This is a genomic window from Thiobacillus sp., assembly GCF_018780105.1.
Taxonomy (GTDB): domain Bacteria; phylum Pseudomonadota; class Gammaproteobacteria; order Burkholderiales; family Thiobacillaceae; genus Thiobacillus.
In genome coordinates this window covers 266,185-293,182 of sequence record NZ_JADMKC010000007.1, presented here as the reverse complement: position 1 = coordinate 293,182, position 26,998 = coordinate 266,185, and the positions used below count along the sequence as shown (strand labels likewise).

At 61.5% G+C, this 26,998-nt stretch carries 25 protein-coding genes and 1 tRNA gene; 12 read left to right on the top strand and 14 right to left on the bottom strand.

The features are described 5' to 3' along the window. The 6 genes from IV098_RS07940 to IV098_RS07915 all read left to right on the top strand — a co-directional run bounded on the left by IV098_RS07940 (position 1) and on the right by IV098_RS07915 (position 6,573). Complete coding sequence (locus IV098_RS07940) at positions 1 to 1,392, top strand: glycosyltransferase family 2 protein (protein ID WP_296887841.1); 1,392 nt, start codon at positions 1 to 3, stop codon at positions 1,390 to 1,392. Further along, on the top strand, positions 1,389 to 3,704 hold the full coding sequence (locus tag IV098_RS07935; RefSeq protein ID WP_296887839.1) for a tetratricopeptide repeat protein: 2,316 nt from the start codon (positions 1,389 to 1,391) through the stop codon (positions 3,702 to 3,704). Before IV098_RS07940 ends, IV098_RS07935 begins: the two co-directional genes overlap by 4 nt. Positions 3,705 to 3,732: 28 nt before the next feature. Next, positions 3,733 to 4,683, top strand: a complete 951-nt coding sequence (locus IV098_RS07930; RefSeq protein ID WP_296887837.1) for a polysaccharide deacetylase family protein — start codon at positions 3,733 to 3,735, stop codon at positions 4,681 to 4,683. Between the two features lies 1 nt (position 4,684). Continuing rightward, positions 4,685 to 5,716, top strand: coding sequence for an endo-1,4-beta-xylanase (locus IV098_RS07925; RefSeq protein ID WP_296887835.1), 1,032 nt, complete (start codon positions 4,685 to 4,687; stop codon positions 5,714 to 5,716). A 367-nt stretch (positions 5,717 to 6,083) separates the two neighbouring features. Beyond that, complete coding sequence (locus tag IV098_RS07920; protein WP_296887833.1) at positions 6,084 to 6,245, top strand: hypothetical protein; 162 nt, start codon at positions 6,084 to 6,086, stop codon at positions 6,243 to 6,245. Between the two features lie 46 nt (positions 6,246 to 6,291). Further along, complete coding sequence (locus tag IV098_RS07915) at positions 6,292 to 6,573, top strand: hypothetical protein (RefSeq protein ID WP_296887831.1); 282 nt, start codon at positions 6,292 to 6,294, stop codon at positions 6,571 to 6,573. A 110-nt stretch (positions 6,574 to 6,683) separates the two neighbouring features. Here IV098_RS07915 and IV098_RS07910 read toward each other — a convergent pair. Further along, positions 6,684 to 6,770: transfer RNA gene (locus IV098_RS07910), tRNA-Leu, on the bottom strand. A gap of 333 nt (positions 6,771 to 7,103) precedes the next feature. On the opposite strand from IV098_RS07910, the gene queA reads away from it, so the two are divergent. The 6 genes from queA (at position 7,104) to IV098_RS07880 (ending at position 13,103) form a co-directional block, all read left to right on the top strand. After that, entirely contained in the window at positions 7,104 to 8,126 is a 1,023-nt protein-coding gene (queA, locus tag IV098_RS07905) for a tRNA preQ1(34) S-adenosylmethionine ribosyltransferase-isomerase QueA (protein ID WP_296887829.1), read from the top strand. Further along, positions 8,123 to 9,226, top strand: coding sequence for a tRNA guanosine(34) transglycosylase Tgt (gene tgt / locus IV098_RS07900; protein WP_296887827.1), 1,104 nt, complete (start codon positions 8,123 to 8,125; stop codon positions 9,224 to 9,226). The genes queA and tgt overlap by 4 nt, the downstream gene beginning before the upstream one ends. Before the next feature lie 47 nt (positions 9,227 to 9,273). Further along, positions 9,274 to 9,600 carry a preprotein translocase subunit YajC gene (yajC, locus tag IV098_RS07895; protein WP_296887825.1) on the top strand — a complete coding sequence of 109 codons (327 nt, stop codon included), beginning with the start codon at positions 9,274 to 9,276 and terminating at the stop codon, positions 9,598 to 9,600. Positions 9,601 to 9,665: 65 nt separating this feature from the next. Next, positions 9,666 to 11,480 carry a protein translocase subunit SecD gene (secD, locus tag IV098_RS07890; RefSeq protein WP_296887823.1) on the top strand — a complete coding sequence of 605 codons (1,815 nt, stop codon included), beginning with the start codon at positions 9,666 to 9,668 and terminating at the stop codon, positions 11,478 to 11,480. A 9-nt stretch (positions 11,481 to 11,489) separates the two neighbouring features. Then, positions 11,490 to 12,422, top strand: a complete 933-nt coding sequence (gene secF, locus IV098_RS07885; RefSeq protein ID WP_296887821.1) for a protein translocase subunit SecF — start codon at positions 11,490 to 11,492, stop codon at positions 12,420 to 12,422. 84 nt (positions 12,423 to 12,506) lie between these two features. Further along, complete coding sequence (locus IV098_RS07880) at positions 12,507 to 13,103, top strand: DedA family protein (RefSeq protein ID WP_296887820.1); 597 nt, start codon at positions 12,507 to 12,509, stop codon at positions 13,101 to 13,103. Between the two features lie 865 nt (positions 13,104 to 13,968). Here the strand turns inward: IV098_RS07880 and pdxJ are convergent. From pdxJ to IV098_RS07815, 13 genes are all read right to left on the bottom strand, one after another. Beyond that, the gene (gene pdxJ, locus IV098_RS07875; protein ID WP_296887818.1) at positions 13,969 to 14,697 is read right to left on the bottom strand and encodes a pyridoxine 5'-phosphate synthase; all 729 of its coding nucleotides are present in this window, start codon (positions 14,695 to 14,697) and stop codon (positions 13,969 to 13,971) included. Between the two features lie 17 nt (positions 14,698 to 14,714). Further along, complete coding sequence (recO, locus tag IV098_RS07870) at positions 14,715 to 15,470, bottom strand: DNA repair protein RecO (protein ID WP_296887816.1); 756 nt, start codon at positions 15,468 to 15,470, stop codon at positions 14,715 to 14,717. A 40-nt stretch (positions 15,471 to 15,510) separates the two neighbouring features. After that, positions 15,511 to 16,413 (bottom strand): GTPase Era, encoded by a 903-nt coding sequence (gene era, locus IV098_RS07865; protein ID WP_296887814.1) that lies wholly within the window; start codon positions 16,411 to 16,413, stop codon positions 15,511 to 15,513. After that, complete coding sequence (gene rnc, locus IV098_RS07860; protein WP_296887811.1) at positions 16,410 to 17,090, bottom strand: ribonuclease III; 681 nt, start codon at positions 17,088 to 17,090, stop codon at positions 16,410 to 16,412. The genes era and rnc overlap by 4 nt, the downstream gene beginning before the upstream one ends. Beyond that, entirely contained in the window at positions 17,083 to 17,481 is a 399-nt protein-coding gene (locus tag IV098_RS07855; RefSeq protein ID WP_296887808.1) for a DUF4845 domain-containing protein, read from the bottom strand. Before IV098_RS07855 ends, rnc begins: the two co-directional genes overlap by 8 nt. 13 nt (positions 17,482 to 17,494) lie before the next feature. Continuing rightward, positions 17,495 to 18,304 (bottom strand): signal peptidase I, encoded by an 810-nt coding sequence (lepB, locus tag IV098_RS07850; RefSeq protein ID WP_296887805.1) that lies wholly within the window; start codon positions 18,302 to 18,304, stop codon positions 17,495 to 17,497. Between the two features lie 5 nt (positions 18,305 to 18,309). Then, entirely contained in the window at positions 18,310 to 20,109 is a 1,800-nt protein-coding gene (gene lepA / locus IV098_RS07845; RefSeq protein WP_296887803.1) for a translation elongation factor 4, read from the bottom strand. Positions 20,110 to 20,250: 141 nt separating this feature from the next. Next, on the bottom strand, positions 20,251 to 21,786 hold the full coding sequence (locus tag IV098_RS07840; protein WP_296887801.1) for a 2-isopropylmalate synthase: 1,536 nt from the start codon (positions 21,784 to 21,786) through the stop codon (positions 20,251 to 20,253). 216 nt (positions 21,787 to 22,002) lie between these two features. After that, positions 22,003 to 22,797, bottom strand: coding sequence for a CDP-diacylglycerol--serine O-phosphatidyltransferase (gene pssA / locus IV098_RS07835; RefSeq protein ID WP_296887799.1), 795 nt, complete (start codon positions 22,795 to 22,797; stop codon positions 22,003 to 22,005). Positions 22,798 to 22,809: 12 nt separating this feature from the next. Continuing rightward, the gene (locus IV098_RS07830) at positions 22,810 to 23,436 is read right to left on the bottom strand and encodes a phosphatidylserine decarboxylase (protein WP_296887797.1); all 627 of its coding nucleotides are present in this window, start codon (positions 23,434 to 23,436) and stop codon (positions 22,810 to 22,812) included. Between the two features lie 96 nt (positions 23,437 to 23,532). Next, entirely contained in the window at positions 23,533 to 24,549 is a 1,017-nt protein-coding gene (ilvC, locus tag IV098_RS07825) for a ketol-acid reductoisomerase (RefSeq protein ID WP_296887795.1), read from the bottom strand. A 63-nt stretch (positions 24,550 to 24,612) separates the two neighbouring features. Further along, a complete protein-coding gene (gene ilvN / locus IV098_RS07820; protein WP_296887793.1) occupies positions 24,613 to 25,110 on the bottom strand; it encodes an acetolactate synthase small subunit in 498 nt (165 codons plus the stop codon). After that, positions 25,110 to 26,822, bottom strand: coding sequence for an acetolactate synthase 3 catalytic subunit (locus IV098_RS07815; protein WP_296887790.1), 1,713 nt, complete (start codon positions 26,820 to 26,822; stop codon positions 25,110 to 25,112). Before IV098_RS07815 ends, ilvN begins: the two co-directional genes overlap by 1 nt. Positions 26,823 to 26,998: the final 176 nt, after the last annotated feature.

Sequence of the window (26,998 nt, the reverse complement as noted above, 5' to 3'; positions counted from 1 at the left end):
ATGGCAACGACTCCCTACTTCATCCTCAGCCCGAACACGGTGCTGAGCATCGTCGGCTTGATCCATGGCCCCGACCAGACCGTCCCCAATCCGGCGGCAGACTGGCGCGACGCCACCGTCGACGTGGTGATCCCTGCCTTCAATGAAGAAAGCAACATCCCGCTGTGTCTGGCCGCCCTGGCGCGCCAGACCCGCAAGCCCACGCGCATCGTCCTGATCGACGACGGCAGCCAGGACCGCACCGTCGAATACGCCCGGACCTTCTGCGAACTGAATGGCATGGAACTGACCACCATTCATCGCGAGCGCTCCATCGGCAAGACCCCGACCTTGAAACGCCAGTCGCGCGAGTCGGACTCGGATGTGGAGTTCATTCTCGACGGCGATACGGTGTTGGAGTCGGACAACTACATCGACCGCGTGGTGGAAGAGCTCTACAAGGGCGCCGGCATCGCCAGCGCCTGCGGCACGGTGCTGCCGCTGCGCGACCGCGACCGCCGCGCCATGCTCGATACGGAAGCGCTGAAGAAATTCCTCGGCGCCCACCCCGAGGCCACCATCTATCCCAAGGTAGGCTGGTTCCACCACCTGCAGCGCGGCATCACCGACATGTACCGCGACGTGCTGTATTACTTCCTGCAGAAATTCGTCTACGTCGGGCAAATGAAATTCTTCGGCAGCATCCTCAACCCGGTGGGCTGCGCCGTCGCCTATCGTCGCAGCGTGCTGAAGACCATCGTGTTCGACCGCTACGAGCCGATCCTCGGCGACGACCTCACCAACTCCGAAGACATCTTCATCGGCTTCGCGATGAACGACAACGGCTACCGCAACATCCAGCTCACCGACATCTACGCCCGCTCGCAGGAACCGGAAGTCGGGCGTGTGCCCGGGCAGATCTACCTGTGGTCCTCGTCCTTCCTGCAAAGCTGCTATTACTTCGACGAGCTGATGCGCAGCCCGTTCAAGGCATTCAAGCGCTATCGCCAGAAGAAGAAAGAGCAGGCCAACCTGGCGGCCGGGCTCGCGGACAAGCGCGTCCACCACGAGCAGTACCGCCAGACCTTCGGCATCGACACCACCATCAAGTATGGCCGCCCGATCGGCTGGGTGCTGTTCATGTCGGCATTCGAGAAAGTGGCGTTTCCGACCACGCTGCTGATCATGATCCTGCTGCAATTGTGGGAGCCGCTGGCGATCACGCTGATTGCGGAAACAGCGGTCGCCACCGGCATCCTGGTGACGGTGGCCAAGGGGCATCGGCTGGAATATTTCTTCAAGGGACTGCTGGTGACGCCATTGCGTTATGCGGTGCTGTTGTTCGAACTCGTCACGATCGGCCGCTTTGCCGCCGACCTGTGGATCTCCCGTAACCGGCGGTGGCGCAAATGAAGCTGCATTGGATAGTCGCATTGGCATTGTGTTCGAGCGCGGCGAACGCAGCACCGCCGATTCCGGATGACGGCCTGCGCGCCGAGATGCAGGGCCAGTGGGCCGCTGCGGTGGAAATCTACCAGCAGTCGCTCAAGGCCAATCCGGCGCAGGCGCATCTGTGGGAACGCATCGCCGACATCCGCGCCACGCAGCTGAAGGACCCCGCGGGCGCAGCCGAGGCGATGCGTGTAGCGGTGAAATACGCCCCGACCGATGCGCGGCTGCATTACAAGCTGTCGCAGGCGCTGGCGGCGGCGCAGCAAGGGCCGGCCGCACTCACTGCGATCAACCGCGCGGTCGAGCTCGAACCCGCCAATGCCACCTATCTGCGCGCGCGCGGTGAACTCGCCACCTGGAGCGGCGACTATGCCTTGGCGCTCGCCAGCTTCGAACGCATTCTTGCCACTACGCCGCAGGACGGCGCCGCCCAGCTCGGTGCCGCGCGCGCCAACTCACGCAGCGGCAAGAAAGACGCCGCCGTGACCCGCTACCGCAGCTACCTCGACCAGCATCCGCAGGACAAGGACGCGATGCTGGAATACATGGAACTGGAAGCCGAACGCGGCAACACCCAGGCGGTGCAGGAAGTCGACGCCCTGTATCGCCAGCGCTTCGGCGAGAGCAAGGAATACTGGCTGCGCATGGCCGACATCTACGCGCTCGGCAACAACCCCACCGCGTCCTCGGCCGCCTTGCAGGAAGCCAGCCGTCTGGCGCCGCAGGACCCCGCCCTGCACTACCGGCTGGCGCAGAGCTACCCGAGCGAAAAGGAGGCCGCGGCCGCCGCGGCGGCGATCGAGCGCGCGGTGGAACTCGAGCCGAAGAACCTGGAATACCTGCGCACCCGCGCCGACCTCGCCGCCTGGCGCGGCGACTACGCGATGGCGCTGGACAGCCACCAGCGCATTCTCGCCATCGCACCGGACGACGCCGGCGCGCACCTGGGGATCGCCCGCGTCAACTACTGGCGCGGCGAGCTGGACAATTCGGCTGATGCCTATCGCACGTATCTGGCGCAGCAGCCCGGCGTTGCCGCACCGTGGGTGGAATACATCGTGGTCGTCACCGAACTGGGCGACTACGCGCGCGCGATGGAACTGCTGGAAGACTATCGTGCGAAATTTGGCGACAACACGGTCTACCGCAAGCAAAAGGCGCGCGTGCTGGCCTGGGCCGAGCGCCCGACGCCGGCGCTCGGCCTCGTCGCCGAGCTCGAGCCCACGCTGCCCGGCGACTATGACCTGGGCTACACCAAGACCGTTGCCCTGCACTACGCCCACCGCCCGCGCGAGGCGCTGGCCAGCCTCGACGAAGTCACCCGCCTGCGTCCGGACAGCGCGGAAACGCTCGACCTGGGACGTTTCATCCGCACCCCGCTGCGCTCCAATGCAACGGTAGGCTTCGGCTACTTTACCGGCTCCGACGATGTCACCATCCGCCATGCCGGCCTCGCCGGCGAATATGTGATCAACCCCGAGACGCGCCTGTTCGGCGGCACCGACCTGCAGCGGATTTCGACCAAGCTCGGCAGCGGCTACGAGATGACGGACGGCGGCACGTCCATCGACTACCAGCGCGCCTGGCTCGGCATCCTGCATCGCCTCTCACCCACGCTGTCGCTCGACGCGCAAATCGGCGGCGGCGACGCGGACGGCGACAGCAGCTTCGTTTACGAAATCGGCGCCAATCTGCAGCCGGCCGACGAACTGGCCATGCGCCTGTCGCACCGGCAGGATATGTATGCCGTGTCGCCGCTGGCGACCGAACTCGGCATCGAGCGCCGCGCCAATTCCCTCTACGCGACCTGGGCCCCCGACCTGCGCTACACCATCGACAGCTATCTGGGCTACGACACCTTCTCCGACGGCAACGACCGCTGGGAAGTGAGTCTCGCCCCGCGCCGCGCCTTCGTGCGCAACCAGCTGCTGAACCTGGACCTGGGCGTGAGCGGGCGCTGGTACGGCTTCGACGAGGATCCGGGCCACGGTTACTACGCGCCCTCGCTCTACCAGCGCTACGCGCTGACCGCCTTCACCTACTGGAAGATCAGCGACGATGACGGCGTCAGCGTGGCATTCAGCTACGGCCCCTACAAGGACAACTCCATGTCCGGCTTCAGTTCCGGCGGCGACATCGTGGTCGAAGGCTTCTTCGGCATCTATCGCGACTGGTATCTCAACGTGAAAGGCGGCGTGTCCAACTACGGCGGCGGCGCCACCGGCGGCTACGATTCGCAGATGTTCGAGATCAACCTGACCCGGCGCTTCTGACGCAGCACAGGAACCTGCGCACCGGACAATGAATATCTGGCTGCTGGTCCTGGCTTTGCTTTTTCCTGGCGCGGCTGCCGCGCAACCGCCTGCCGGTCGCGCGGTCGCCATCACCTTCGATGACCTGCCCTTCGCCGCTGTGCCAGCTGATGACAATGCGAGCCTCGTCGGCGTGACCAGCCGGCTGCTGCAACACCTGCAAGCCGAACAAGTACCCGCAGTGGGCTTCGTCAACGAAGCCAAGCTCTACCGCGAAGGCAGCCTCGACCCGGCACGCGTCGGCCTGCTTCGCAGCTGGCTCCAGGCCGGCTTCGAGCTGGGCAACCATACCGCCTCCCACCCTTCGCTTAACCGCGTGCCGCTCGACGCCTTCGAAGCCGACCTGCTGCAGGGCGAAACCGTCACGCGCCCGCTCATGCAAAGCGCCGGCCGCACCCTGCGCTGGTTTCGCCATCCCTTCCTGCACCTGGGCACCACCCCCGAGGTGCGCGTCGCCTTCCAGGAATTTCTCGCGGCACACGGCTACACGGCGGCGCCGGTGACCGTGAACAATTCGGAATGGGTGTTCGCCGTCGCCTATGCACGGGCGCAGGCAGAAGGCGACACCGAGGCAGCGCAACGCATCGGCGCCGCCTATGCGCCCTACATGGACGCCGTGTTCGCGCGCGCCGAGCAACAGGCGCTCGACCTGTTCGGTCGCCCCATTCCCCATGTGCTGGTACTGCACGCCAACGCGCTCAACGCGGACCACTTCGATGCGCTCGCCGCCATGCTGCGGCAGCGCGGCTACCGTTTCATCGAACTCGCCGACGCCCTCCAGGACAGCGCCTATGCATCCACCGTCGGCTACAGCGGATTCAACGGCGAATCCTGGCTCGAACTCTGGTCGCGTCAGGCCGGCCTGCGTCCATCGCAACAGCCGCCGGTGCCCGGCTTCGTCACGCAGTGGGCGGGCCCCGCCGCCAACCGGGGCTACTGAGATGCACCCGCGCGCCCTCGTCATGGCGGCCGCGCTGCTCATCACCCTGCCTACCGCGGCCGCTGGCTTGCGCGACCTGGCCCAGGCGGCCGGCATCCACTTCGGCACCGCGGTGAACGTCGAGGCCCTGAATACGGATGCGGCCTACGCCCACCTGCTGGCGCGCGAATTCAATCTCGTCACACCGGAAAACGCGATGAAGTTTACTGTCGTGCACCCCGAGCGCGAACGCTACGATTTCACCCAGGCCGACGCCCTGGTCGCCTTTGCCGAAGCGCACGCCATGCAGGTGAACGGCCATGTGCTGGTGTGGCACCAGCAACTGCCGGACTGGCTGATGCAGGGACAGTTCAGCCAGGACGAATTGAAAGCCATCCTGCGCGAACATATCCAGACCCTGGTGACGCGCTATCGCGGCCGCGTCGCATCGTGGGACGTCGCAGCCGAAGCAGTAGGCGAAGACGGCCAGCCGCGCGACACCTTCTGGTCGCGCGGCATCGGCCCGGATTACCTGGCGCTGGCGTTCCGCTGGGCACACGAAGCCGACCCACAGGCCCATCTGCGCTACAACGACTACGGCGGCGAAGGCGCCGGCGCCAAGGCGGACGGCATCTACCGGATCGTGGCCGACCTGCGCTGGCAAGGCGTCCCGATCCACGGCGTCGGCCTGCAAATGCACGTGAGCCCGGATGACGCACCCCCCTCGAAGGACCTGCGCGCCAACCTGCAGCGTCTGGCCGCGCTGGGCCTGGCCACCCACATCAGCGAAATGGACGTGATGCTGCCAGTGCCGGCCAGCCGCGCCAACCTCAACAAGCAAGCAGTGATCTACCGCGACACGCTCAAAGTTTGTTTGGCGCAGCCACAGTGCCGTAGCTTTTCCACCTGGGGCACGACCGACCGTTATTCGTGGATACCGGAATATTTCCCCGGCAAGGGCGCTGCGTTGCTGTTCGGGGAAGACGGCCAACCGAAGCCTGTATACGAAAGCGTCCGGCGAGTTTTGCGCGCAGCGAGAGCAAGCAAGCGTTAAACCACACCGGCAAGTGGACTGCGATCATTGAGGTTGTTGTTTGAAATCTGTGCGGGAGAGGGACTCGCATGAAACGCCGAAAGCCGCGTATTTACTTTGCCTCACAGCATGCTGTGTGAGCTGATACCCGCAGATGTACCCGCAAAACCGGGGCGTGTCTGCTTTACAACACCATCGCCACCCCTCCCAAAACCTCACCCCACTCGCGCGCTGCTCGCGGGCTTTCATGCGCTCGGATAGCGCCTGCTGGATCTCAGGTTTTCTCAGGTTCCCGGGTCCAGCTCGGGACTGAACTTTCGCCCCCCGTGAAACCGCTCAACGATCGCGGCAATGTGGGCCACACGTTCATCCCAGAAAAGGAAGAGACATGCCCCGCCACTTCAAGCCCGACCCCTACAACGGATTCAAGGATGACCGCGAGCGGCGCCGGGCGCTCAATGTCCGCGCCTGCTGCATGGCTCTGGCCGTGGCTTCTTTCAATCCCAACATGCAAGAGATAGTCCGGTTGATACTCGGTCTATTCCGCTGAATCGGTGAGCTAATATCTCGGCTGATCTATGACACAGGAGACCGACATGCCAGAGTCAATGAGCCTCGAAGAGCGAGTGCTCTTTATGGAATTTATGCTAGACGCGATCATTTGGGGGCCCTATCTCGAAGACAGTGAGCACAGGCAGAAAATAGCGTCTCACCTCTACACGTTCATTGAGGCCTCACAGCGTCATCAAGCCCATCCGCTGATCGTCCAAAATGCTCTTCTGCGTTTCGCGGATGCCCTTGCTGAGATCGACAACGTCCCCAGTGCTTTGAAGCCATCCCTAAGGCCCCTGATTGCTCCTGCAGACCCTACCGACTAAAACGCGAACGCATTGGGCATCGCCTGGACATGGCAGAAAAAATCCCGGCACGTGGCTGGGATGGAAGGAAGCCTCAAGGGCGCCAGCGACAGCATGGGCCGTTAAGAGATTGGTGCCGGGAGGGGGACTCGAACCCCCACACTGTTACCAGCGGCGGATTTTGAATCCGCTGCGTCTACCGATTCCGCCATCCCGGCAAAGGGGCCGGAGGCGAACGCGCCCGGCGACAGAGCCGCGCATTATGGCCCAAGCGGGTGGCCTGCTGCAAGGCGGCGGCTACAATCCTTGGTTCCTCGGTTGACCGCTTACCCTCCCCAGGCAAGTCTGATGAATACCAAATATCCCAGCTTCGATGACGTTCGCCCATCGGTTGAGACCGCTACGCACCCGATTGCACGATTTTCAAGTCGCCTGGCTGCGTTGCTCCTCGTTGCAGGGGACGGCCATGCGCCTCCTCGCGCCTTGCCAGCCAACTTGAAAATCGCGCACTCGGGCACGTTCAACCGAGGAATCAAGGATAATCGCGCCCCATGCAGGTTTCTGATTTTGACTTCGATTTACCGGATGAATTGATTGCGCAGCTGCCGCCTACAGTGCGTGGCGGCAGCCGGCTTTTGCATGTCGATGCGACTGGTATGCGGCATGACCGCTGGTTTCGCGACCTGCCCGCGTTGCTGCGTGCGGATGATTTGCTGGTGATGAACGACACCCGCGTGATCAAGGCGCGGCTGTTCGGGCACAAGGATTCCGGCGGCAAGGTGGAGTTGCTGGTCGAGCGCGTGTCCGCTGAATTCGAGGCGCTGGCGTTTATCCGCGCGAGCCACGCGCCCAAGCCTGGCTCGCGGATCATGCTGGCCGACGACGTGTGGGCGGACGTGCTGGCGCGGCAGGATGACCTGACGCAGCTGCGTTTCCAGCGCCCGGTGCTGGAAGTGCTGGAGCAACTCGGCCAGTTGCCGTTGCCGCCTTACATTACCCACACGCCAACCGCCGACGACGAGGCGCGTTATCAAACGGTATATGCGGACGAACCCGGCGCGGTGGCGGCGCCGACGGCCGGGCTGCATTTCGACGATGCGATGCTGGCTGCGCTGCGCGAACAAGGCGTGCGCACTGCGCAGGTGACGTTGCATGTCGGCGCGGGGACGTTTCAGCCGGTGCGGGTGGATCATCTGGCTGACCACAAAATGCACAGCGAGCGTTACACGATTCCGCAGGCGACCGTCGACGCAATCCGCGCCACCCGCACGCGCGGCGGCCGTGTGGTGGCAGTGGGCACCACCAGCCTGCGCGCGCTGGAGGCTGCCGCACAGCATGGCGAATTGCACGCGGGCTCGAACGAAACCGACATCTTCATCACGCCGGGCTATCACTTCAAAGTGGTCGATGCGCTCATCACCAATTTCCACTTGCCCAAATCCACCCTGCTGATGCTGGTCTCGGCGTTTGCCGGTTTCGACAGCATCCGCGCGGCCTATGCCCACGCCATTGCGGAACGCTACCGGTTTTTCAGCTACGGCGACGCGATGCTTTTAGAACGCTCTTCCCCATGAAATTTGACCTGATCACCACCGACGGCGGCGCGCGGCGCGGCCAGCTCCACCTCGCGCACGGCACCATTCAAACCCCGGTATTCATGCCGGTCGGCACCTACGGCACGGTGAAGGCAATGACACCAGCCGAACTCACCGAAACCGGGTTCGAGATGCTGTTGTCGAATACGTTTCACCTGTGGCTGCGCCCGGGGCTGGAGGTGATTGAAAAGTTCGGCGGGCTGCATCGCTTCATGGGCTGGGACAAACCCATCCTCACCGACTCGGGCGGCTTTCAGGTGTTCAGCCTGGGCAAGCTGCGTAAGATCACCGAAGAAGGCGTGAAATTCGCCTCGCCGATCAACGGTGACAAGCTGTTTCTGACCCCTGAAATATCGATGCAGATCCAGCGCACGCTGAACTCCGACATCGTGATGATTTTCGACGAATGCACGCCCTACCCCGCCACAGAACGCGAGGCCGCCGACTCGATGCGGATGAGCCTGCGCTGGGCGGCGCGCTCCAAGGCGGCGCACGCCGGCAATCCGAATGCGCTGTACGGTATTGTGCAGGGCGGCATGTTCGAATCCCTGCGCGACGAATCCACGCGCGAACTCATCGCGATGGATTTCGACGGCTACGCCATCGGCGGCTTGAGCGTGGGCGAACCCAAGGAAGACATGAAGCGCATCCTCGCCCACACCGCGCCCCAATTGCCGGCCGACAAGCCGCGCTATTTGATGGGCGTCGGCACGCCGTCCGATCTGGTTGCGGCGGTGGCACAAGGCATCGACCAGTTCGACTGCGTGCTGCCGACGCGCAACGCGCGCCACGGCATCCTGTTCACCCGGCGCGGCGACATGCGCATCAAGAATGCACGCTGGAAAACCGACACCGCGCCGATCGACGACGAATGCACTTGCCACACCTGCACCCATTTCAGCCGCGCCTATGTGCATCACCTGATCCGCGCCAACGAAATTCTCGGCGCGCGGCTCGCCACCATTCACAACCTGCATTACTACCACCGCCTGATGGCCGAAATGCGCGCAGCCATCGAAGAACATCGCTTTGCCGCTTTCACCGCGCAGTTTCACGAGATGCAAACACGCGGATGGTAGAATCGCCCGGTTTTAATTGATCGTCTTTTGATTTCGGAGTCTTACCCATGATTTCCCTTGCCCACGCGCAAACTGCCGCTGCCGCCCCCGGCGGCGCCGAACTGATCCAGCAGTTTCTCCCGCTCGTCGTCATTTTCGTCCTGTTCTATTTCATGCTCATCCGCCCGCAGATGAAGCGCGCCAAGGAACAGAAGCAGATGCTGGCCGAACTCGCCAAGGGCGATGAAATAGTCACTGCCAGCGGCCAGCTCGGCAAGATCGTCAAGCTGGGCGACCAGTACGTGTCGCTTGAAATCGCCGACGGCGTCATCACCCATGTGCAGAAAGCCTCGGTGCAGACCCTGCTGCCCAAGGGAACCATCAAAGGCTTGTAAGCTCTAGTGAGCAGTATGTCCGACCTGCTGCCCACCCCTCCCCGCTCACTGCTCACCTTAATAAAATGAATCGCTTCCCGCTCTGGAAATATGTGCTCATCGGCGTCACGCTGGTGGTCGCCTTCCTCTACACCCTGCCCAACTTTTACGGCGAAGTGCCGGCGGTGCAGGTGTCGCCGGTTCGCAGCAGCGAAAAAGCAGACATCGCGCTGCTGGGGCGGATCGAGTCCACGTTGAAAACCGCCGGTCTGGCTTCAAGCGGAATCGAGTTGGCAGGCAACAGCATCAAGGCGCGCTTTGCCAATACCGACACCCAGATCAAGGCCAAGGACGCGTTGCAATCGGGCCTGGGCGAACGCTACACGGTGGCGCTGAATCTGGTGTCCGCTTCGCCGGACTGGCTCACCGCCATCGGCGCACTGCCGATGTACCTGGGCCTCGACCTGCGCGGCGGGGTGCATTTCCTGCTCGAAGTGGACATGAAGGCCGCACTGGAAAAGTCGGCGATTCGCTACCAGAACGATTTCCGCACCGAGCTGCGTGCCGACAAGATCCGCTACGGCCGCATCGCCCGCGAAGGCAATGTCGTTTCGGTGCATTTCAATACACGCGATCAGCGCGACGCCGCGATCAACAAGCTGGGCACGGTATTCACCGAACTGATTCTGACGCCGGAAGACCAGGCCGAAGGCTTCAGCTTTTCTGCCCGCCTGCGCCCCGAAGCCGAAACCAAGGTGCAGGAATTCGCCCTGCAGCAAAACATCACCACCCTGCGCAACCGCGTCAACGAACTCGGCGTTGCCGAGCCGGTGATCCAGCAGCAGGGCGCCAGCCGCATCGTGGTGCAATTGCCTGGCGTGCAGGACACCGCCAAGGCCAAGGACATTCTGGGCCGCACCGCCACGCTGGAAATCCGCATGGTGGACGAGCAGGCCGATCCGATTGCGGTCAGCCAGGGCCAGGCGCCCTTCGGCGACGACATCGTCCCCAGCCGCGAAGGCGGCACGATCGCCGTCAAGAAGGATGTCGTGCTGACCGGCGACTCGATCACCGATGCCTCGCCGGGTTTCGACAGCACCAGCGGCCAGGCTGCGGTGCACCTCAACCTGGACGGCAAGGGCGCGCGCATTTTCCAGGACGTCACGCGCGAGAACGTCGGCAAGCGCATGGCGATCCTGCTGATTGAAAAGGGCCAGGCCGAAGCGATTACCTCACCGGTGATTCGCGACGAAATCGGCGGCGGCCGGGTGCAGATCACCGGCATGGAAACCGCGCAGGAAGCGTCCGATGTCGCGCTGCTGCTGCGCGCCGGCGCACTGGCCGCGCCAATGCAGATCATCGAGGAACGTACCGTCGGCCCCAGCATGGGCGCCGAGAACATCGAGAAGGGCTTCCATTCCAATATCTGGGGCTTCGCCGCGGTCGCGCTGTTCATGATCATCTACTACCGCATCTTCGGGCTGTTCTCGGCGGTTGCGCTCGCCATCAACGGCTTCTTCCTGATCGCGCTGCTGTCGATGATGCAGGCCACGCTCACCCTGCCCGGCATGGCCGCCATCGCGCTCACGCTCGGCATGGCGATCGACGCCAACGTGCTGATCAACGAGCGCATCCGCGAAGAACTGCGCAACGGCTCCACTCCGCAAGCGGCGATCCACGCCGGCTACGACCGCGCCTGGGCGACCATTCTCGACTCCAACCTGACCACCCTGATCGCCGGCGTCGCGCTGTTCTGGCTCGGCTCAGGTCCGGTGCGCGGCTTTGCGGTGGTGCTGTGTCTGGGCATCCTCACTTCCATGTTCAGCGCCGTCACCGTGTCGCGCGCGATGGTCAACCTCACTTACGGTCGCCAGGCACGGCTGGCCAAAGTCTCCATTTAAGGCACCGCCATGCTGGAATTTTTCCCTTTCAAACGAACCATCCCCTTCATGAGCTGGGGCAAGGTGACGACGGCCATTTCGTTACTCACCTTCCTCTTCGCCATCTGGGCGCTGTGGCACCAGGGTCTGAATCTGGGCGTCGATTTCACCGGCGGTACGCTGATGGAAGTACGCACCAGCCAGACGGCCGACCTGCATGCGATTCGCGGCGCACTGGACAAAACCGGGCTGCCCGAAGTCTCAGTGCAGAACTTCGGCACCAGCCGCGATGTACTGGTTCGGCTGCCTGCCAAGCACGGCGCCAACGCCGCAACGACCAGCAACACGGTCATGGCCGCGTTGCAAACGGTCGATCCCTCGGTTGAGTTGAAGCGCGTCGACTTTGTCGGACCGCAGGTCGGCAAGGAACTCTACGACAACGGCGCGCTGGCGCTGCTGGTGGTCGCCTTCGGCATCATGGCCTATCTGGCGATCCGCTTCGAATGGCGCTTTGCGGTCGCAGGCATGCTCGCCAACATGCATGACATCGTCATCATCCTCGGCGTATTCGCCTTCTTCCAGTGGGAGTTCACCCTCACCGTGCTGGCCGGCGTGCTGGCTGTTCTAGGCTACTCGGTCAACGAATCGGTGGTGGTGTTCGACCGGATCCGCGAAAACATCCGCAAGATGCGCGGCGCCACCATCCCGGAGATCATCGACGACGCCATCACCCGCACCATGAGCCGCACCATCATCACCCACGGTTCCACCCAGCTCATGGTGCTGGCGATGCTGTTCTTCGGTGGCGAAGCCCTGCACAACTTCGCGCTGGCGCTCACCATCGGCATCATGTTCGGCATCTATTCGTCGGTGCTGGTCGCCTCGCCGCTGCTGCTGATGTTCGGCGTCAAGCGCGAGCACTTCATCAAACCTGTCGAGAAGAAAGAAGAAGCGGTTGTGTAAGCGGGTGAGCGGCAAGCGGTGAACCGGGAACGGAAACCGCTCACCGCTCATCGCACACCGCTCACCGCTCACCGCTCACCCAAAATGCTCCACACCTTCATCGACTGGATCCTCGCCACCGTCCACGACTGGGGCTACACCGGCATCTTCATCCTGATGGCGCTGGAGTCCACGGTGCTGCCGGTGCCGAGCGAGCTGGTCTTGATACCGGCCGGCTACCTGGCCCATCAGGGGCAGATGAATTTCGGATTGATCGTACTGGCTTCGACCGTCGGCAGCCTGGTCGGCGCAGCCTTCAATTACGTCGTGTCGATGTGGCTGGGGCGCCCCTTCCTCGAACGCTGGGGCCGCTATTTCTTCGTGCGCCCCGAGCTGCTGCACAAAACCGATGCCTTCTTCCTCAAGCACGGTGCGGTCTCCACCTTCACCGGCCGCCTCATCCCCGGCATCCGCCACCTGATCTCGATCCCGGCCGGACTCACCCGCATGAACCCCGGCGCCTTCGCGTTCTACACCTGCCTCGGCGCCGGTCTGTGGTCGCTGATCCTTACCCTGTTCGGCTATTTCCTCGGCGGCAACGAAGCACTGATCCGGGAATACCAGCATCACATCACCATCGGCGTGATCGTGTTCGTCGCGCTGATCATTGGCGGCTATGTGTGGTGGCAGCGGCGTAAGTAAACGCGCTGAAACGGGCAAGCTGACTCGGTTTTCCTCAGTCCACAGCCAAGCCGCGCACAGCAGATTCCATGTCTGCACGGGTCACACAGAACCCACATCAGATGCCGGATATACGACTGCACGCAATTCCAACCAGCCACAACTATCGATCTGGTTTCTTACTATTGGGGGGAGTCCGTATACGCAGTGTTAGGTATTGGCTTACCACCGTCTTCTTGCTTTCGCGGTTCCGATTTGCCTGGTAGCTGGAGCTTGGCTTTGTACTCGGGAAACAGAAAATCCATAGCTCCAGGACGATAGACACCGTTTCCGTCAGCAAAGTACCAGCTTTTGCCACCGTCAGACGTGGATGCCAAGTAAAAGGAATCGACGATATACGTCTCACCTTCGAATACAAATTTTGCAGAGTACGGCAGGATGCACACGATACTTGGCGAAACGGCTGCGCAGGATCGCTCTTTGACATGGAATCGAAAATTACTAAACGACAGATTGTCTAGTTTCTTCCGAAGAATCTCGATCAAAGCCGCTTCGCCGCCCAATATCTCAACGAGCTTCCGATTCGTTTGGGATGAGATGCGTTTGAAGTCTCGAAAATTCAGTGCACTCTCGAACGCGTCTGACGCTCGCCAGAGACCTTCTTTCGAGTAGTTCGCGCTAGCAACTGCGTAGGAGGGAAGGCAGCTTAGGAGCGCGATGATACCTAGCGATAATCTATTCATGTTCACCCATTCGTAACTGGCACGCTAACGTGAATTGAATGGCAAACCTGCCGTATAACCAGGCGGCGCTTGCCAAATAACGCCAGCAATTCACTCACAACTAGTTGGTTTTATTTGGCAGTGCATCGGCCAGAAATCGCCACTCACCCCGCCGCCTCCACCATTAGCCGCTTCATTTCCGCCACCGCCTCTTTCCACCCCACGAACAGTGCCTGCGCGACAATCGCGTGGCCGATGTTGAGTTCGTGGATGCCGGGCAACGCGGCGATGGGCTGGACGTTATGGTAGGTGAGGCCGTGGCCGGCGTTGACGGTGAGGCCGATGCTCTGGGCGTAGGCAACGGCCGTGCGGATGCGCTCGAATTCGGCCGTGCGGGCTTCTTCCGTCAGCGCATCGGCGTAGGCGCCGGTGTGGATTTCGACGACCGGCGCCCCGCACTGGCGGGCGGCGTCGAGCTGGGCAAAGTCGGGGTCGATGAAGAGTGAAACGCGAATTCCGGCATCGCCCAGACGCTTGCAGGCATCGGCAATTTTGCCCGACTGGCCGTTGGCGTCGAGGCCGCCTTCGGTGGTTAGCTCCTCGCGCTTTTCCGGTACTAGGCAAACGTCCTGTGGCTGGGTGGCGATGGCAATGCCGAGCATTTCCTCTGTCACCGCCATTTCGAGATTCATTTTGGTTTTGAGCACCTGGCGCAGGATGGCGACGTCGGCATCCTGGATGTGGCGGCGGTCTTCGCGCAGGTGCAGGGTGATCGAGTCGGCGCCTGCGGTTTCGGCCATCAATGCGGCTTCGAGCGGACTGGGATAACGGGTTTTGCGCGCTTGGCGCAGGGTGGCAATGTGGTCGATGTTGACGCCGAGATAGATGCTCATGATTCAGGCAGAAGGATTCAGGTCGGGGGATTCAGTTCGGTGAGCTCGCGCAATAACTGGCGAGTATAAAGTGGCTTGGCGCCGAGCGTATGGTTGATGAGCATGCGCATCAGGGACTTCGATTCGCTCAATGTCAGCGGCCGCTCGAAGCTGTCGGACGCCAGGTCGAGCAGCGTCTGGCCGGATACCGGACAACCCGGCTGGCCGTCGGCGGTGAGGCTGTCGAGGGCGTGCAGTGCGCCGCGCTCTGGCTGGAACACGTAGCGGCGGGCGGCGTGAACCGGCGCGCCGCTGTCGGCGTCGATATCGAAGGTGGCGCCGTAGCCGATCTCGCCGAGCAGCCGTTTTTCAAAGCGCCGCAGGATGCGTTCGAAATCGACGCTGGCCGCTTCGCCTGCCAGCTGATCGAGGGCATCCATGTAGTGCGCGTAAAGCGCCTCGTGCGCATCGCCGCGCGCCAGCAGCCGCAGCAACAGTTCGTTGAGATAGAAGCCGCACATCAATGCACGGCCCTGCGGCGGTGCAATGCCGCCGTGCCACTCGGCGGCGTGCAGGGTTTTCAGATCGGACTTGCCAAACCAGGACAGCAGCAAGGGCGTGAAGGGCTGCATCAGGCCGCGCAGCGCGGAATTTGGCCGGCGCGCGCCCCGTGCGATCAGGGCGACGCGGCCGTGGCTGCGGGTGAACACCTCGGCCACCACGCTGGTTTCCTTGAAGGGATAGGTGTGGAGGATGAAGCCGGGTTCGTTGTTGATGCGGGCGTCGGTGGACATCTTCTTTGATCCGCGAGTGCCCTTTGGGGCATGCTGCCTTTCAGTCCAGTCCCAGCGATTTCAGCATCCGCACGTCATCGGCCCAGCCGCCTTTGACCTTGACCCAGACTTCCAGATACACCTTGCTGTCGAAGGCGTGCTCCATGTCGAGACGCGCCTGGGTGGAGATGGTTTTGAGCTTTTCGCCGCCCTTGCCGATGACGATGGCCTTGTGGCTGTCGCGATCGACCAAGATGGTGGCGAAGATGCGGCGCAGATTGCCCTCCTCCTCGAATTTGTCGATCTGTACGGCGACCGCATAGGGAATTTCCTCGCCGCACAGGCGAAACACCTTTTCGCGGATCAGCTCGGAAGCCAGCTGGCGTTCGGTCTGATCGGTCACGTCGTCCTCGCCGAACAGCGGCGCATTCTCGGGCAGATGCGTTTGCAGGGTTTTCAGCAGTTCTTCCAGATTGTTGGACTGCTTGGCCGACACCGGGACGATCTCGGTGAACGGATGCGCCGCTGCCACTTCCTGCAGAAACGCCATCAGTTCGCCGCGGTCGCTGACCTGGTCGATCTTGTTCACCACCAGAATGACCGGACGATCCGTCGGCAGCAGATCGATGACCTGACGGTCTTCCTTTTTAAGGCGACCGGCTTCCACCAGCAGCATCACCACGTCGGTATCCGACAGGGTTTCGCGCACGCGCTTGTTCATGGCGCGATTCATGGTGCCCGCGTAGCGGGTCTGGAACCCCGGGGTATCGACAAACACGAATTGCGCTTCGTCGGTGGTGTGGATGCCCATCACCCGATGGCGCGTGGTTTGCGCCTTCCTTGAGGTGATACTGACTTTCTGCCCGACGATGCGGTTGAGCAGCGTCGACTTGCCGACGTTGGGTCGCCCGACAATGGCGATGAGGCCGCATTTATACGGCGTGGGTTCGTCTGACTGGCTCATTTTTGCAATGCGTCGCACGCCAGGCGTGCGGCCTCCTGTTCGGCTGCACGGCGGCTTTTACCGACGCCGCGGGTGATGCGTGCGGGCTTGCCCAGCACGCACTCAACGATGAAATTCTGGTCGTGCGCCTCACCTTCGGTACTGATCAGGCGGTACTCGGGCAAGGGCTGGCGGTGCGATTGCAACCACTCCTGCAACTGCGTCTTCGGGTCCTTGCCCGAGGCTTTGGGGTCGATCTGCGCGAGCAACGGATCGAACAGATGGCGCACCACACGCGCCGCCTCGTCGAACCCGGCTTCCAGAAAGATCGCGCCGAACAGGGATTCCAGCGCATCGGCCAGAATCGAGGGCCGCCGGAATCCGCCGCTCTTGAGCTCGCCCTCGCCCAGCCGCAGGGTGTCGCCCAGGCGCAGGGTAACGGCAATTTCGGCCAGGGTTTCCTGCCGGACCAGATTGGCGCGCAGACGCGACAGGCTGCCTTCAGGCAAGCCGGGGAAGGCGTCGTAGAGCGCGCGGGCAACGGTGCAGTTCAGGACGGAGTCGCCAAGGAATTCGAGCCGCTCGTTGTTGAGCGAGCCATAACTGCGGTGAGTCAGCGCCTGCGTCAACAGCTCGGCGCGGATAAAGGTATATCCCAGCGCCTGTTGCAGGCGCTGGGTGAGAATCGGGTTATTCAACCTCGACAGGCGCCGCGTTGGGGTCTGAGCTGGCGCTGAAATCGACCACCAGGCTGATGTTCGCAACCAGCGGGGTGCGGAAAACGTACTCCACTTCGATGAGCGGCACGCCACCCGGACGCGACACGCTGAGGTCTTCCGGTTTCACCACCGTGACATAGCCCACGCTGGCGCGTTTCAGGAAGTCGGTACGGATCTCGGCGTTGCTCTTCGATTTGAGCTCGCCGTCCTGCCCCATCGCGGACAGGATTTTCTTCACCGAGAAGAACTCGATGTAAGCCGGCACCAGTTTCATTGCCAGCATGGCGATACTGATAAACACAACGGCGAAAAACAGAAAACTGAACATGGTCAAACCACGTTGCTGCGCCTTGGAGGACAGGTTCTGCATGAGATCTCCTTGATTATTGAATGGTGGTACCGATGCGGCTGAAATCGTCAAAACTCATCCAGATGAAAAACGCCTTGCCGACGATGTTCTTGTCCGGAACGAAACCCCAATAGCGGCTATCGTTACTGGCATCGCGGTTGTCACCCATCATGAAGTACTGCCCTGCGGGCACCTTGCAGGTAAAGCCTTCGCCTTCGGCATTGTAGGAGCAGTTTTCACGATAGGGGAAGTCCATCACCTGCGGCGGAAATACCGATGGCTTGTCGGGCTCGGTCATCATGGTGTGAGGGGTGGACTTGAGCGATTCGTCGTATACCGCTGCGCTGATGTAGTTCAGGCCATTGCCCACATAGCTGTAGGTGCCTGTATTGGCGGTGAGAACCGGCTTGCCGTTCACCGTCAGCCGCTTGTCGCGGTATTCGACCAGATCGCCCGGCACGCCGATCACGCGCTTGATGTAATCGAGGCTGGGGTCGGCGGGATACCGAAACACCATGACGTCGCCGCGCTCGGGGTTGTTCATCTGCACGATCTTCTGATTGATGACCGGCAGCCGGATGCCGTAGGTGTATTTGTTGACCAGAATGAAGTCGCCGATCAGCAGCGTCGGCATCATCGAGCCGGACGGGATCTTGAACGGTTCGACCAGAAAGGAACGCAGGCCGAACACGACCAGGATGACCGGGAAAAAACTCTTGGCATACTCGACCAGCATCGGCTCGCGCTCATCGGGGCCCCGGCTGCGTTTGAGCAGCAAGGCGTCGAGCAACCAGATACCGCCAGTGATCACCAGCGCACTAAAGAGAATGAGGGCGAAGTTCATGAGGATTACTTGTCCGAGACCTGGAGAATCGCAAGAAAGGCTTCCTGCGGAATTTCGACGTTGCCGACCTGCTTCATGCGGCGCTTGCCGGCCTTCTGTTTTTCGAGCAGCTTTTTCTTGCGGCTGATGTCGCCGCCGTAGCATTTGGCCAGCACGTTCTTCCGCAACGCCTTGACGTTCTCACGCGCGATCACGTTGGCGCCGATGGCCGCCTGCACCGCCACGTCGAACATCTGGCGCGGAATCATCTCGCGCATCTTCGACGCCAGCTCGCGCCCGCGATAGACGCTGGTGGCGCGGTGAACGATCAGCGACAGCGCATCGACTTTCTCGGTGTTGACCAGAATATCCAGCTTGACCAGATCGCCCGCGCGGTATTCCTTGAATTCGTAGTCGAGCGAGGCGTAGCCGCGGCTGGTCGATTTCAGCTTGTCGAAAAAGTCCATCACCACTTCGTTCATCGGCAGGTCGTACACCAGCATCACCTGGCGGCCGTGGTATTGCATGTTCACCTGCATCCCGCGCTTCTGGTTGCACAGGGTGATGACGTTGCCGACGTATTCTTCCGGCACGAAAATCGTCGCGGTGATGATCGGCTCGCGGATTTCCTCGATTTTCGACAGGTCGGGCAGTTTGGACGGGTTCTCGACGTTGAGCATGGTGCCGTCTTTCATCAGCACTTCGTACACCACCGTCGGCGCGGTGGTGATGAGGTCCATGTTGTATTCGCGCTCGAGACGTTCCTGCACGATGTCCATGTGCAGCAGGCCGAGGAAACCACAGCGGAAACCAAAGCCCAGCGCCTGGCTCACCTCCGGCTCGAACTGCAGCGCCGCGTCGTTCAACTGCAACTTGGTCAACGCATCGCGCAGCGCCTCAAAGTCGTGCGACTCGATCGGATACAAGCCGGCGAATACCTGCGACTGCACTTTCTTGAACCCGGCCAGCGGTTCGCTCGCCGGATTGTCGAGCAGGGTGATGGTGTCGCCCACCTGCGCCGATTTCAACTCCTTGATGCCAGCGATCACGAAGCCCACTTCGCCCGCCGACAACTGGGGACGGTCCACCGATTTCGGCGTGAACACGCCGACGTGTTCGGTCAAATGCTGCGCACCGCTCGCCATGAAACGGATTTTGTCCTTGGGCTTCAACACGCCGTCAACCACGCGCACCAGCATCACCACGCCGACGTAGTTGTCGAACCAGGAGTCGATGATCAGCGCCTTCAGCGGCGCGTCTTCCTTGCCACGCGGTGCGGGCACCTGCTTGACCACCACTTCGAGAATCTCGGCGATGCCAATGCCGGTCTTGGCCGAGGCACGCACCGCCTGGCTGGCGTCCAGCCCCACAATGTCCTCGATCTCTTCCGCCACCCGATCCGGGTCGGCGGCGGGCAGGTCGATCTTGTTCAATACCGGGATGACTTCGACGCCAAGGTCGATCGCCGTGTAGCAGTTGGCCACCGTCTGCGCTTCCACGCCTTGCGAAGCATCCACCACCAGCAGCGCGCCTTCGCACGCCGACAGCGAACGCGACACTTCGTAGGAAAAGTCCACGTGCCCGGGCGTGTCGATCAGGTTCAGACGGTAGATCTGGCCGTCCTGCGCCTTGTAGCTCAAGGCAGCGGTTTGCGCCTTGATCGTGATGCCGCGTTCCTTTTCCAGATCCATCGAATCGAGCACCTGCGCCTCCATCTCGCGCTCCGACAGTCCGCCGCAATACTGGATCAGGCGGTCGGCAAGCGTGGACTTGCCGTGGTCGATGTGGGCGATGATGGAGAAATTACGGATCAGGTTCTGCGACACAGCAAAACGGGCACGTTTCCGTGCCCGGTCAGGGATGAGATAACTATGTGGATTTTAACGGATTTACGGGGCTGGCGGGGAGGATGGCCAGACTGCTTTTGATGCATTTACAGCGGCCGCCTCCTTGCTGCCCCGGAACGATCACACCTGCGGGTGCGCCCGCTCCAGCTTTGAATCCAGCTTGTTCAGCGCGTGCAGATAGGCCTTGGCCGAAGCCGCCACAATGTCGGTGTCGGCCCCCTGCCCGTTCACGACGCGACCGTCCTTGGCCAGACGCACCGTGACTTCACCCTGGGCATCGGTTCCGCTGGTGATGTTGTTGACCGAATACAGCAACAGATCGGCGCCGCTGGCCACCACCGACTCGAGCGCCTTGAAGGTGGCGTCGACCGGGCCGGAACCGATGCCTTCGGCCTGCTTTTCCACGCCGTTGTCGGTGAACACCAGGCGCGCGTTCGGGATTTCTCCTGTTTCGGAGCAAACCTTCAGCGACACCAGCTTGTAACGTTCGTGTTCGGCGGCATACCCCTCGGTGCTGACCAGCGCCTGCAGGTCTTCGTCAAAAATCTCGCGTTTCTTGTCGGCGAGCTCCTTGAAACGGGCAAACGCCGCGTTGAGCGCTTCCTCGCTGTCGAGCACGATGCCCAGTTCGCCCAGCTTGGTCTTGAATGCGTTGCGGCCGGACAGCTTGCCCAGCGTCAAGCGGTTGGCATTCCAGCCCACGTCTTCGGCGCGCATGATTTCGTAGGTTTCGCGATGCTTCAGCACGCCGTCCTGATGAATACCGGATTCATGCGCGAAGGCGTTGGCGCCGACGATGGCCTTGTTCGGCTGCACCGGATACCCCGTGATGGTGGACACCAGCTTTGAAGCCGGCACGATCTGCGTGGCATCGATGCGGGTATCACAGGAAAACACGTCCTTGCGGGTACGCACCGCCATGACGATCTCTTCCAGCGAGGCATTGCCGGCGCGTTCGCCCAGCCCGTTGATGGTGCACTCGACCTGACGCGCGCCATTCATCACGGCGGCGAGCGAGTTGGCCACCGCCATGCCGAGATCATTGTGGCAGTGGGTCGACCAGATCACCTTGCCGGAATTCGGCACGCGCTCGATCAACTGTTTCATGCGCTCGCCCCACAAGGCGGGAATGCTGTAGCCGACGGTGTCGGGCACATTGAGCGTCTTCGCGCCGGCCTTGATGACTTCGTCGAACACCTGCACCAGAAAATCCATTTCCGAACGCACGGCGTCCTCAGCCGAGAACTCCACATCGTCGGTGTACTCAAGCGCGAGCTTGACCGCTTTCACCGCCGCCTCGATCACCTGATCCGGATGCATGCGCAACTTCTTTTCCATGTGGATGGGCGAGGTGGCGATGAAGGTATGGATGCGCCCGGACCGTGCCGGCTTGATCGCGCCGCCGGCTGCATGAATATCGCGCTCGTTGGCGCGTGCCAGCGAACATACCGTGGATTCCTTGATCGCTTCCGCGATGGCGTGGATGGCATCGGCATCGCCCGGGCTGGCGACCGCAAATCCTGCCTCGATCACGTCGACGCCGAGCTTTTCCAGCTGGCGCGCAATGCGCAATTTTTCATCCTTGGTCATTGATGCGCCGGGACTTTGCTCGCCGTCGCGCAAGGTGGTGTCAAAAACAAACAAACGGTCTTTCATGGTTCGCTCCATGGTCAGTCAGCGCCGGAGTCAAGGTGACTTGGGCCGACGCATTATAAAGGGCTTGCCGCGTGAAGCTGACGGCACGGGGTACTGCAGGGAGGGGGATTTAATGTGCGCGCGCGGGGCGCAGCAGCAGGCCGCCGAACAGGACGTTCGTCAGGCAGGAGAACAACACGGAACGGTGCGACTGTTTAGACATGGTCTAAATTGTATCTATTTTTCGTCGCCCGGCAAGGGGGGGCTTGCCGGGCCTTTCTTCCGGCCGCGCACGAAGCGCATCAGCCCATCGCCATAGCCCGACAGGCCATACAGCACAAAGACGCCGAACAGCACTTCCGGCGGACTGGTCGATACCAGAATGAAGGCCAGCACCACCAACAGGATGACGAAGAACGGGACACTCTTGCGCAGGTTGATTTCCTTGCCGCTGTAATAACGGAAATTGCTGACCATGGTCAGGCCGCCAAACAGGGCGATCACGGCAGCCAGCCAGCGCACGTCATGACCATCCACGCCGTACTCGACCATCACCCAGACAAAGCCGGCGATCAGGGCCGCTGCCGAGGGGCTGGGCATCCCCTGGAAAAAACGCTTGTCCGTCACGACGTCGAGCTGGGTATTGAAACGCGCCAGCCGCAAGGCGGCCCCCGCGCAATAGACAAAAGCCGCAATCCAGCCGATCTTGCCAAGGCTCTGCAAGGCAAACACGTAAATCACCAGCGCGGGTGCAACGCCGAACGAAACCATGTCGGACAGGCTGTCGTACTCCGCGCCAAACGCGCTTTGCGTATGCGTCATGCGGGCCACCCGCCCATCCAGCCCATCGAGCACCATGGCAATGAAAATGGCCACGGCAGCATGCTCGAAGCGTCCGTTCATCGCTTGCACCACCGCGTAAAATCCGGCGAACAGCGCCCCCGTGGTAAACAGGTTCGGCAACAGATAAATACCGCGATCACGCATGCGTGTGCGCGCCAATTCGGCTTTACGGTGTTGAAATTCAGGCATGTGTGGGGATGATTACCAGCGAGCCAATATGGTACGCCCGCCGGTCACTTTCTGGCCAATCGAAACTTCGGTACGCGCGCTTGTCGGCAGATAGACATCCACCCGCGAACCAAAGCGGATAAAGCCGTAACGCTGGCCGCGCGCCAGCTTGTCGCCGACACGGGCGTAGCACAGGATGCGCCGCGCAATCAGGCCGGCGATCTGCACCGACGTGACATCACCGTGCGGGGTCTGGATCCACAGCGCATTGCGCTCGTTTTCGGTCGAAGCCTTGTCGAGATCGGCGTTCACAAAACTGCCCGGCGTATACCAGACACCCTTGATCTCGCCATCCACCGGGCTCTTGTTCGAGTGCACGTTGAACACGTTCATGAACACGCTGATTTTCAGCGCATCGCGATCAAGATAGGTATCGCGCACTTTTTCAACCGCAACGATACGGCCGTCGGCGGGCGAAATGACCGCATCGGCGTCGCCCGGCGGGATGCGGGCCGGATCGCGGAAGAACTGCAGCGCAAAGACCGCCCAGATCCAGAAGGGGATCGACCACGCGCCAAGGAATACGGTTGCCAGAATCGCCGCGGCGAATGCCGCCAGCAGTACCAGCCAGCCCTCGCGGGCAATGAGAGGATGTGTCATGAATTCGCTCGGGTATGAGGATGGATGTGAAAAACGAAAGGGGTGAGGCGCTCGGGCAATCCGCCCTTGCGCCTCACCCCTAACGCCTGTCACGCATCAGTTCTTCGATTGATCGACCAGCTTGTTCTTGCTGATCCACGGCATCATCGCGCGCAGCTTGGCGCCGACGACTTCGATCTGGTGCTCGGCGTTGAGGCGGCGACGCGCGGTCATCTCGGGGTAATTGGTGCGACCTTCGAGGATGAACTGCTTGGCGTAGTTGCCGTTCTGGATGTTGTCCAGGCATTCCTTCATCGCGGCTTTGGATTGTGCGTTGATGACCTTGGGGCCGGTCACGTATTCGCCGTATTCCGCGTTGTTGGAAATCGAGTAGTTCATGTTGGCGATGCCGCCTTCGTACATCAGGTCGACGATCAGCTTCAGTTCGTGCAGACACTCGAAGTAAGCCATTTCCGGCGCGTAGCCCGCTTCGGTCAGGGTTTCGAAACCGGCTTTCACCAGATCGACGCAGCCGCCGCACAGCACGGCCTGCTCGCCGAACAGGTCGGTTTCGGTTTCTTCGCGGAACGAGGTTTCGATCACGCCGCCCTTGGTGCCGCCGTTGGCGCAGGAATACGACAGCGCGAGGTCACGCGCCTTGCCGGTTTTGTCCTGATACACCGCGATCAGCGAGGGGACGCCGCCGCCCTGGGTGTAGGTCGAACGCACCAGATGGCCGGGGCCCTTGGGGGCGATCATCACGACGTCGAGGTCGGCGCGCGGAGTGATCTGGTTGTAATGCACGTTGAAGCCGTGAGCGAAGGCCAGGGTGGCGCCTTTTTTCAGGTTGGGCTCGATGTCGCTGTAATAGGTGCCCGCCATCAGTTCGTCGGGGATCAGGATCATCACGAAGTCGGCTGCTTTGACCGCATCGCCGATTTCCTTGACGTCGAGGCCGGCCTTCTTGGCCTTGTCCCACGATGCGCCGCCTTTACGCAGGCCGACGGTGACCTTGACGCCGGAATCCTTCAGATTGTTGGCATGCGCATGCCCCTGCGAGCCGTAGCCGATGATCGCGACCTTGCGCTTCTTGATGAGGGAGAGGTCTGCGTCCTTGTCGTAAAAAACTTTCATGGTGAATTCCCAGGCAAAAAATAAATGAGTACAGCGATTTGAAAAATATAGGCGATTCGAAAATCAGGCTTTGAGACTGCGCTCGCCACGTCCGATGCCAGACGCGCCGGTGCGCACAGTTTCGATGATGAAGACGGGGTCGATCGCCTCCAGGAAAGCATCGAGCTTGGAGCCGGTTCCGGTCAGCTCGATGGTGTAGGTAGCGTCGGTGACGTCGATGATGCGGCCACGAAAAATGTCGGCGGTGCGCTTCATTTCCTCGCGCCCAGCGCCGACTGCCTTGACCTTGACCAGCATCAACTCACGCTCGATGTGGCTGCCTTCGGTCAGATCCATCACCTTGATCACGTCCACCAGCTTGTTCAGCTGCTTGGTGATCTGCTCGATGACCTCTTCCGAACCCACCGTGACAATGGTCATGCGCGACAGCGTCGCGTCCTCGGTCGGCGCAACCGTCAAGGACTCGATATTGTAGGCACGCGCAGAAAACAGGCCGGCCACGCGCGACAGCGCACCCGCTTCGTTTTCCATCAACAGCGAAATAATATGGCGGCGCACCATCACAGCTCCTCCGCCAGAATCATTTCAGACAATCCCTTGCCGCCTTCCACCATGGGGAAGACGTTCTCGGTCTGGTCGGTCTGGAAGTCCATGAACACCAGGCGCTCTTTCAGCGCGGGCGAGAAAGCTTCCTTCAACGCGGCTTCGACGTCTTCCGGTTTGTCGATGCGCATGCCGACGTGGCCGTAAGCCTCGGCCAGCTTCACGAAATCAGGCAGCGATTCCATGTAGGACTCAGCGTAGCGGCTGCCGTAGAAGAACTCCTGCCACTGCCGCACCATACCCATGTAGCGATTGTTGAGCGTAATGACCTTGACCGGAATGCGGTACTGCTTGCAGGTCGACAGTTCCTGTATGCACATCTGGATGCTGGATTCGCCAGTGATGCAAGCCACCTGCGCATCAGGAAAGGCGAGCTGCACGCCCATCGCATACGGCAGACCGACGCCCATGGTGCCGAGACCGCCGGAATTGATCCAGCGGCGCGGCTTGTCGAACTTGTAATACTGCGCCGCCCACATCTGGTGCTGGCCCACATCGGAGGTAACGTAAGCATCACCCTTGGTCACTTCCCAGAGCTTTTCCACTACGTACTGCGGCTTGATGATGTTGCCGTTGCGGTTGTACTTGAGGCAATCCTTCGAACGCCACAGCTCGATCTGCGTCCACCATGCATTCAGCGCGGCAGCGTCGTTCTTTTCCTTGGACTGTTTCAGCAATGCGATCAGGTCGTCGAGCACGTTTTTCACGTCGCCGACGATGGGCACATCGACCTTGACGCGCTTGGAGATCGACGACGGATCGACGTCGATGTGAATGATGCGGCGCTGTTCACGCGCGAAATGCGCGGGGTTGCCGATCACCCGGTCGTCAAAACGCGCACCCACCGCGATCAGCACATCGCAGTGCTGCATCGCCATATTGGCTTCGTAGGTGCCGTGCATGCCGAGCATGCCGAGGTTCTGCCTGTCGGTAGCGGGATAGCCACCCAGCCCCATCAGCGTGTTGGTGCAGGGAAAGCCCAGCAAGCGGGTCAGTTCGGTCAACTGCGTCGCCGCATCGCCCAGCACCACGCCACCGCCGGCATAAATCATCGGCCGCTTGGCTTCGAGCAGCATCTGCACAGCACGCTTCAGTTGCCCGCTGTGGCCCTTGACCACCGGGTTGTAGGAGCGCATTTCGACCGTCGCGGGATACACGAACTCGGTCAGGTGCGCGGTTACATCCTTCGGCACATCGATCAGCACCGGACCGGGGCGACCGGACGCCGCAATATGGAACGCCTTTTTGAAGGTCGCGGCTAGGTCCTTGACGTCCTTGACCAGGAAATTATGCTTGACGCAGGGACGGGTAATGCCGACCGCATCGACTTCCTGGAACGCATCCAGGCCGATCGCCGGCGTCGGCACCTGGCCGCTGATGACGACAATGGGAATCGAATCCATGTACGCAGTGGCAATCCCGGTCACCGCGTTGGTGACGCCGGGCCCCGAAGTCACCAACGCCACGCCGACACGGCCTGTTGCGCGTGCGTAGGCATCGGCAGCGTGGACCGCTGCCTGCTCGTGGCGCACCAGTACATGCTTGAATTTGTCCTGCTTGAAGATCGCGTCGTAAATATTGAGCACGGCTCCGCCGGGGTAGCCGAACACAAATTCGACCCCTTCTTCGGCCAGACAACGTACGACGATCTCAGCGCCCGTAACTTCCATAAACTGGCAAAAAATCAATTCGTTGGTGAACCTGTGAGGGTAATCGTTTTGCCCTGTTTTGGTCAAGAAATCCTGCTCTGCGAAGACACTTGGCCGCGATTCCATCAAAACACGCCATTTTCATGCACGCAATCCTGTCTCGCGCGCATGAAAAAGCCCTCCAGATGGAGGGCTTG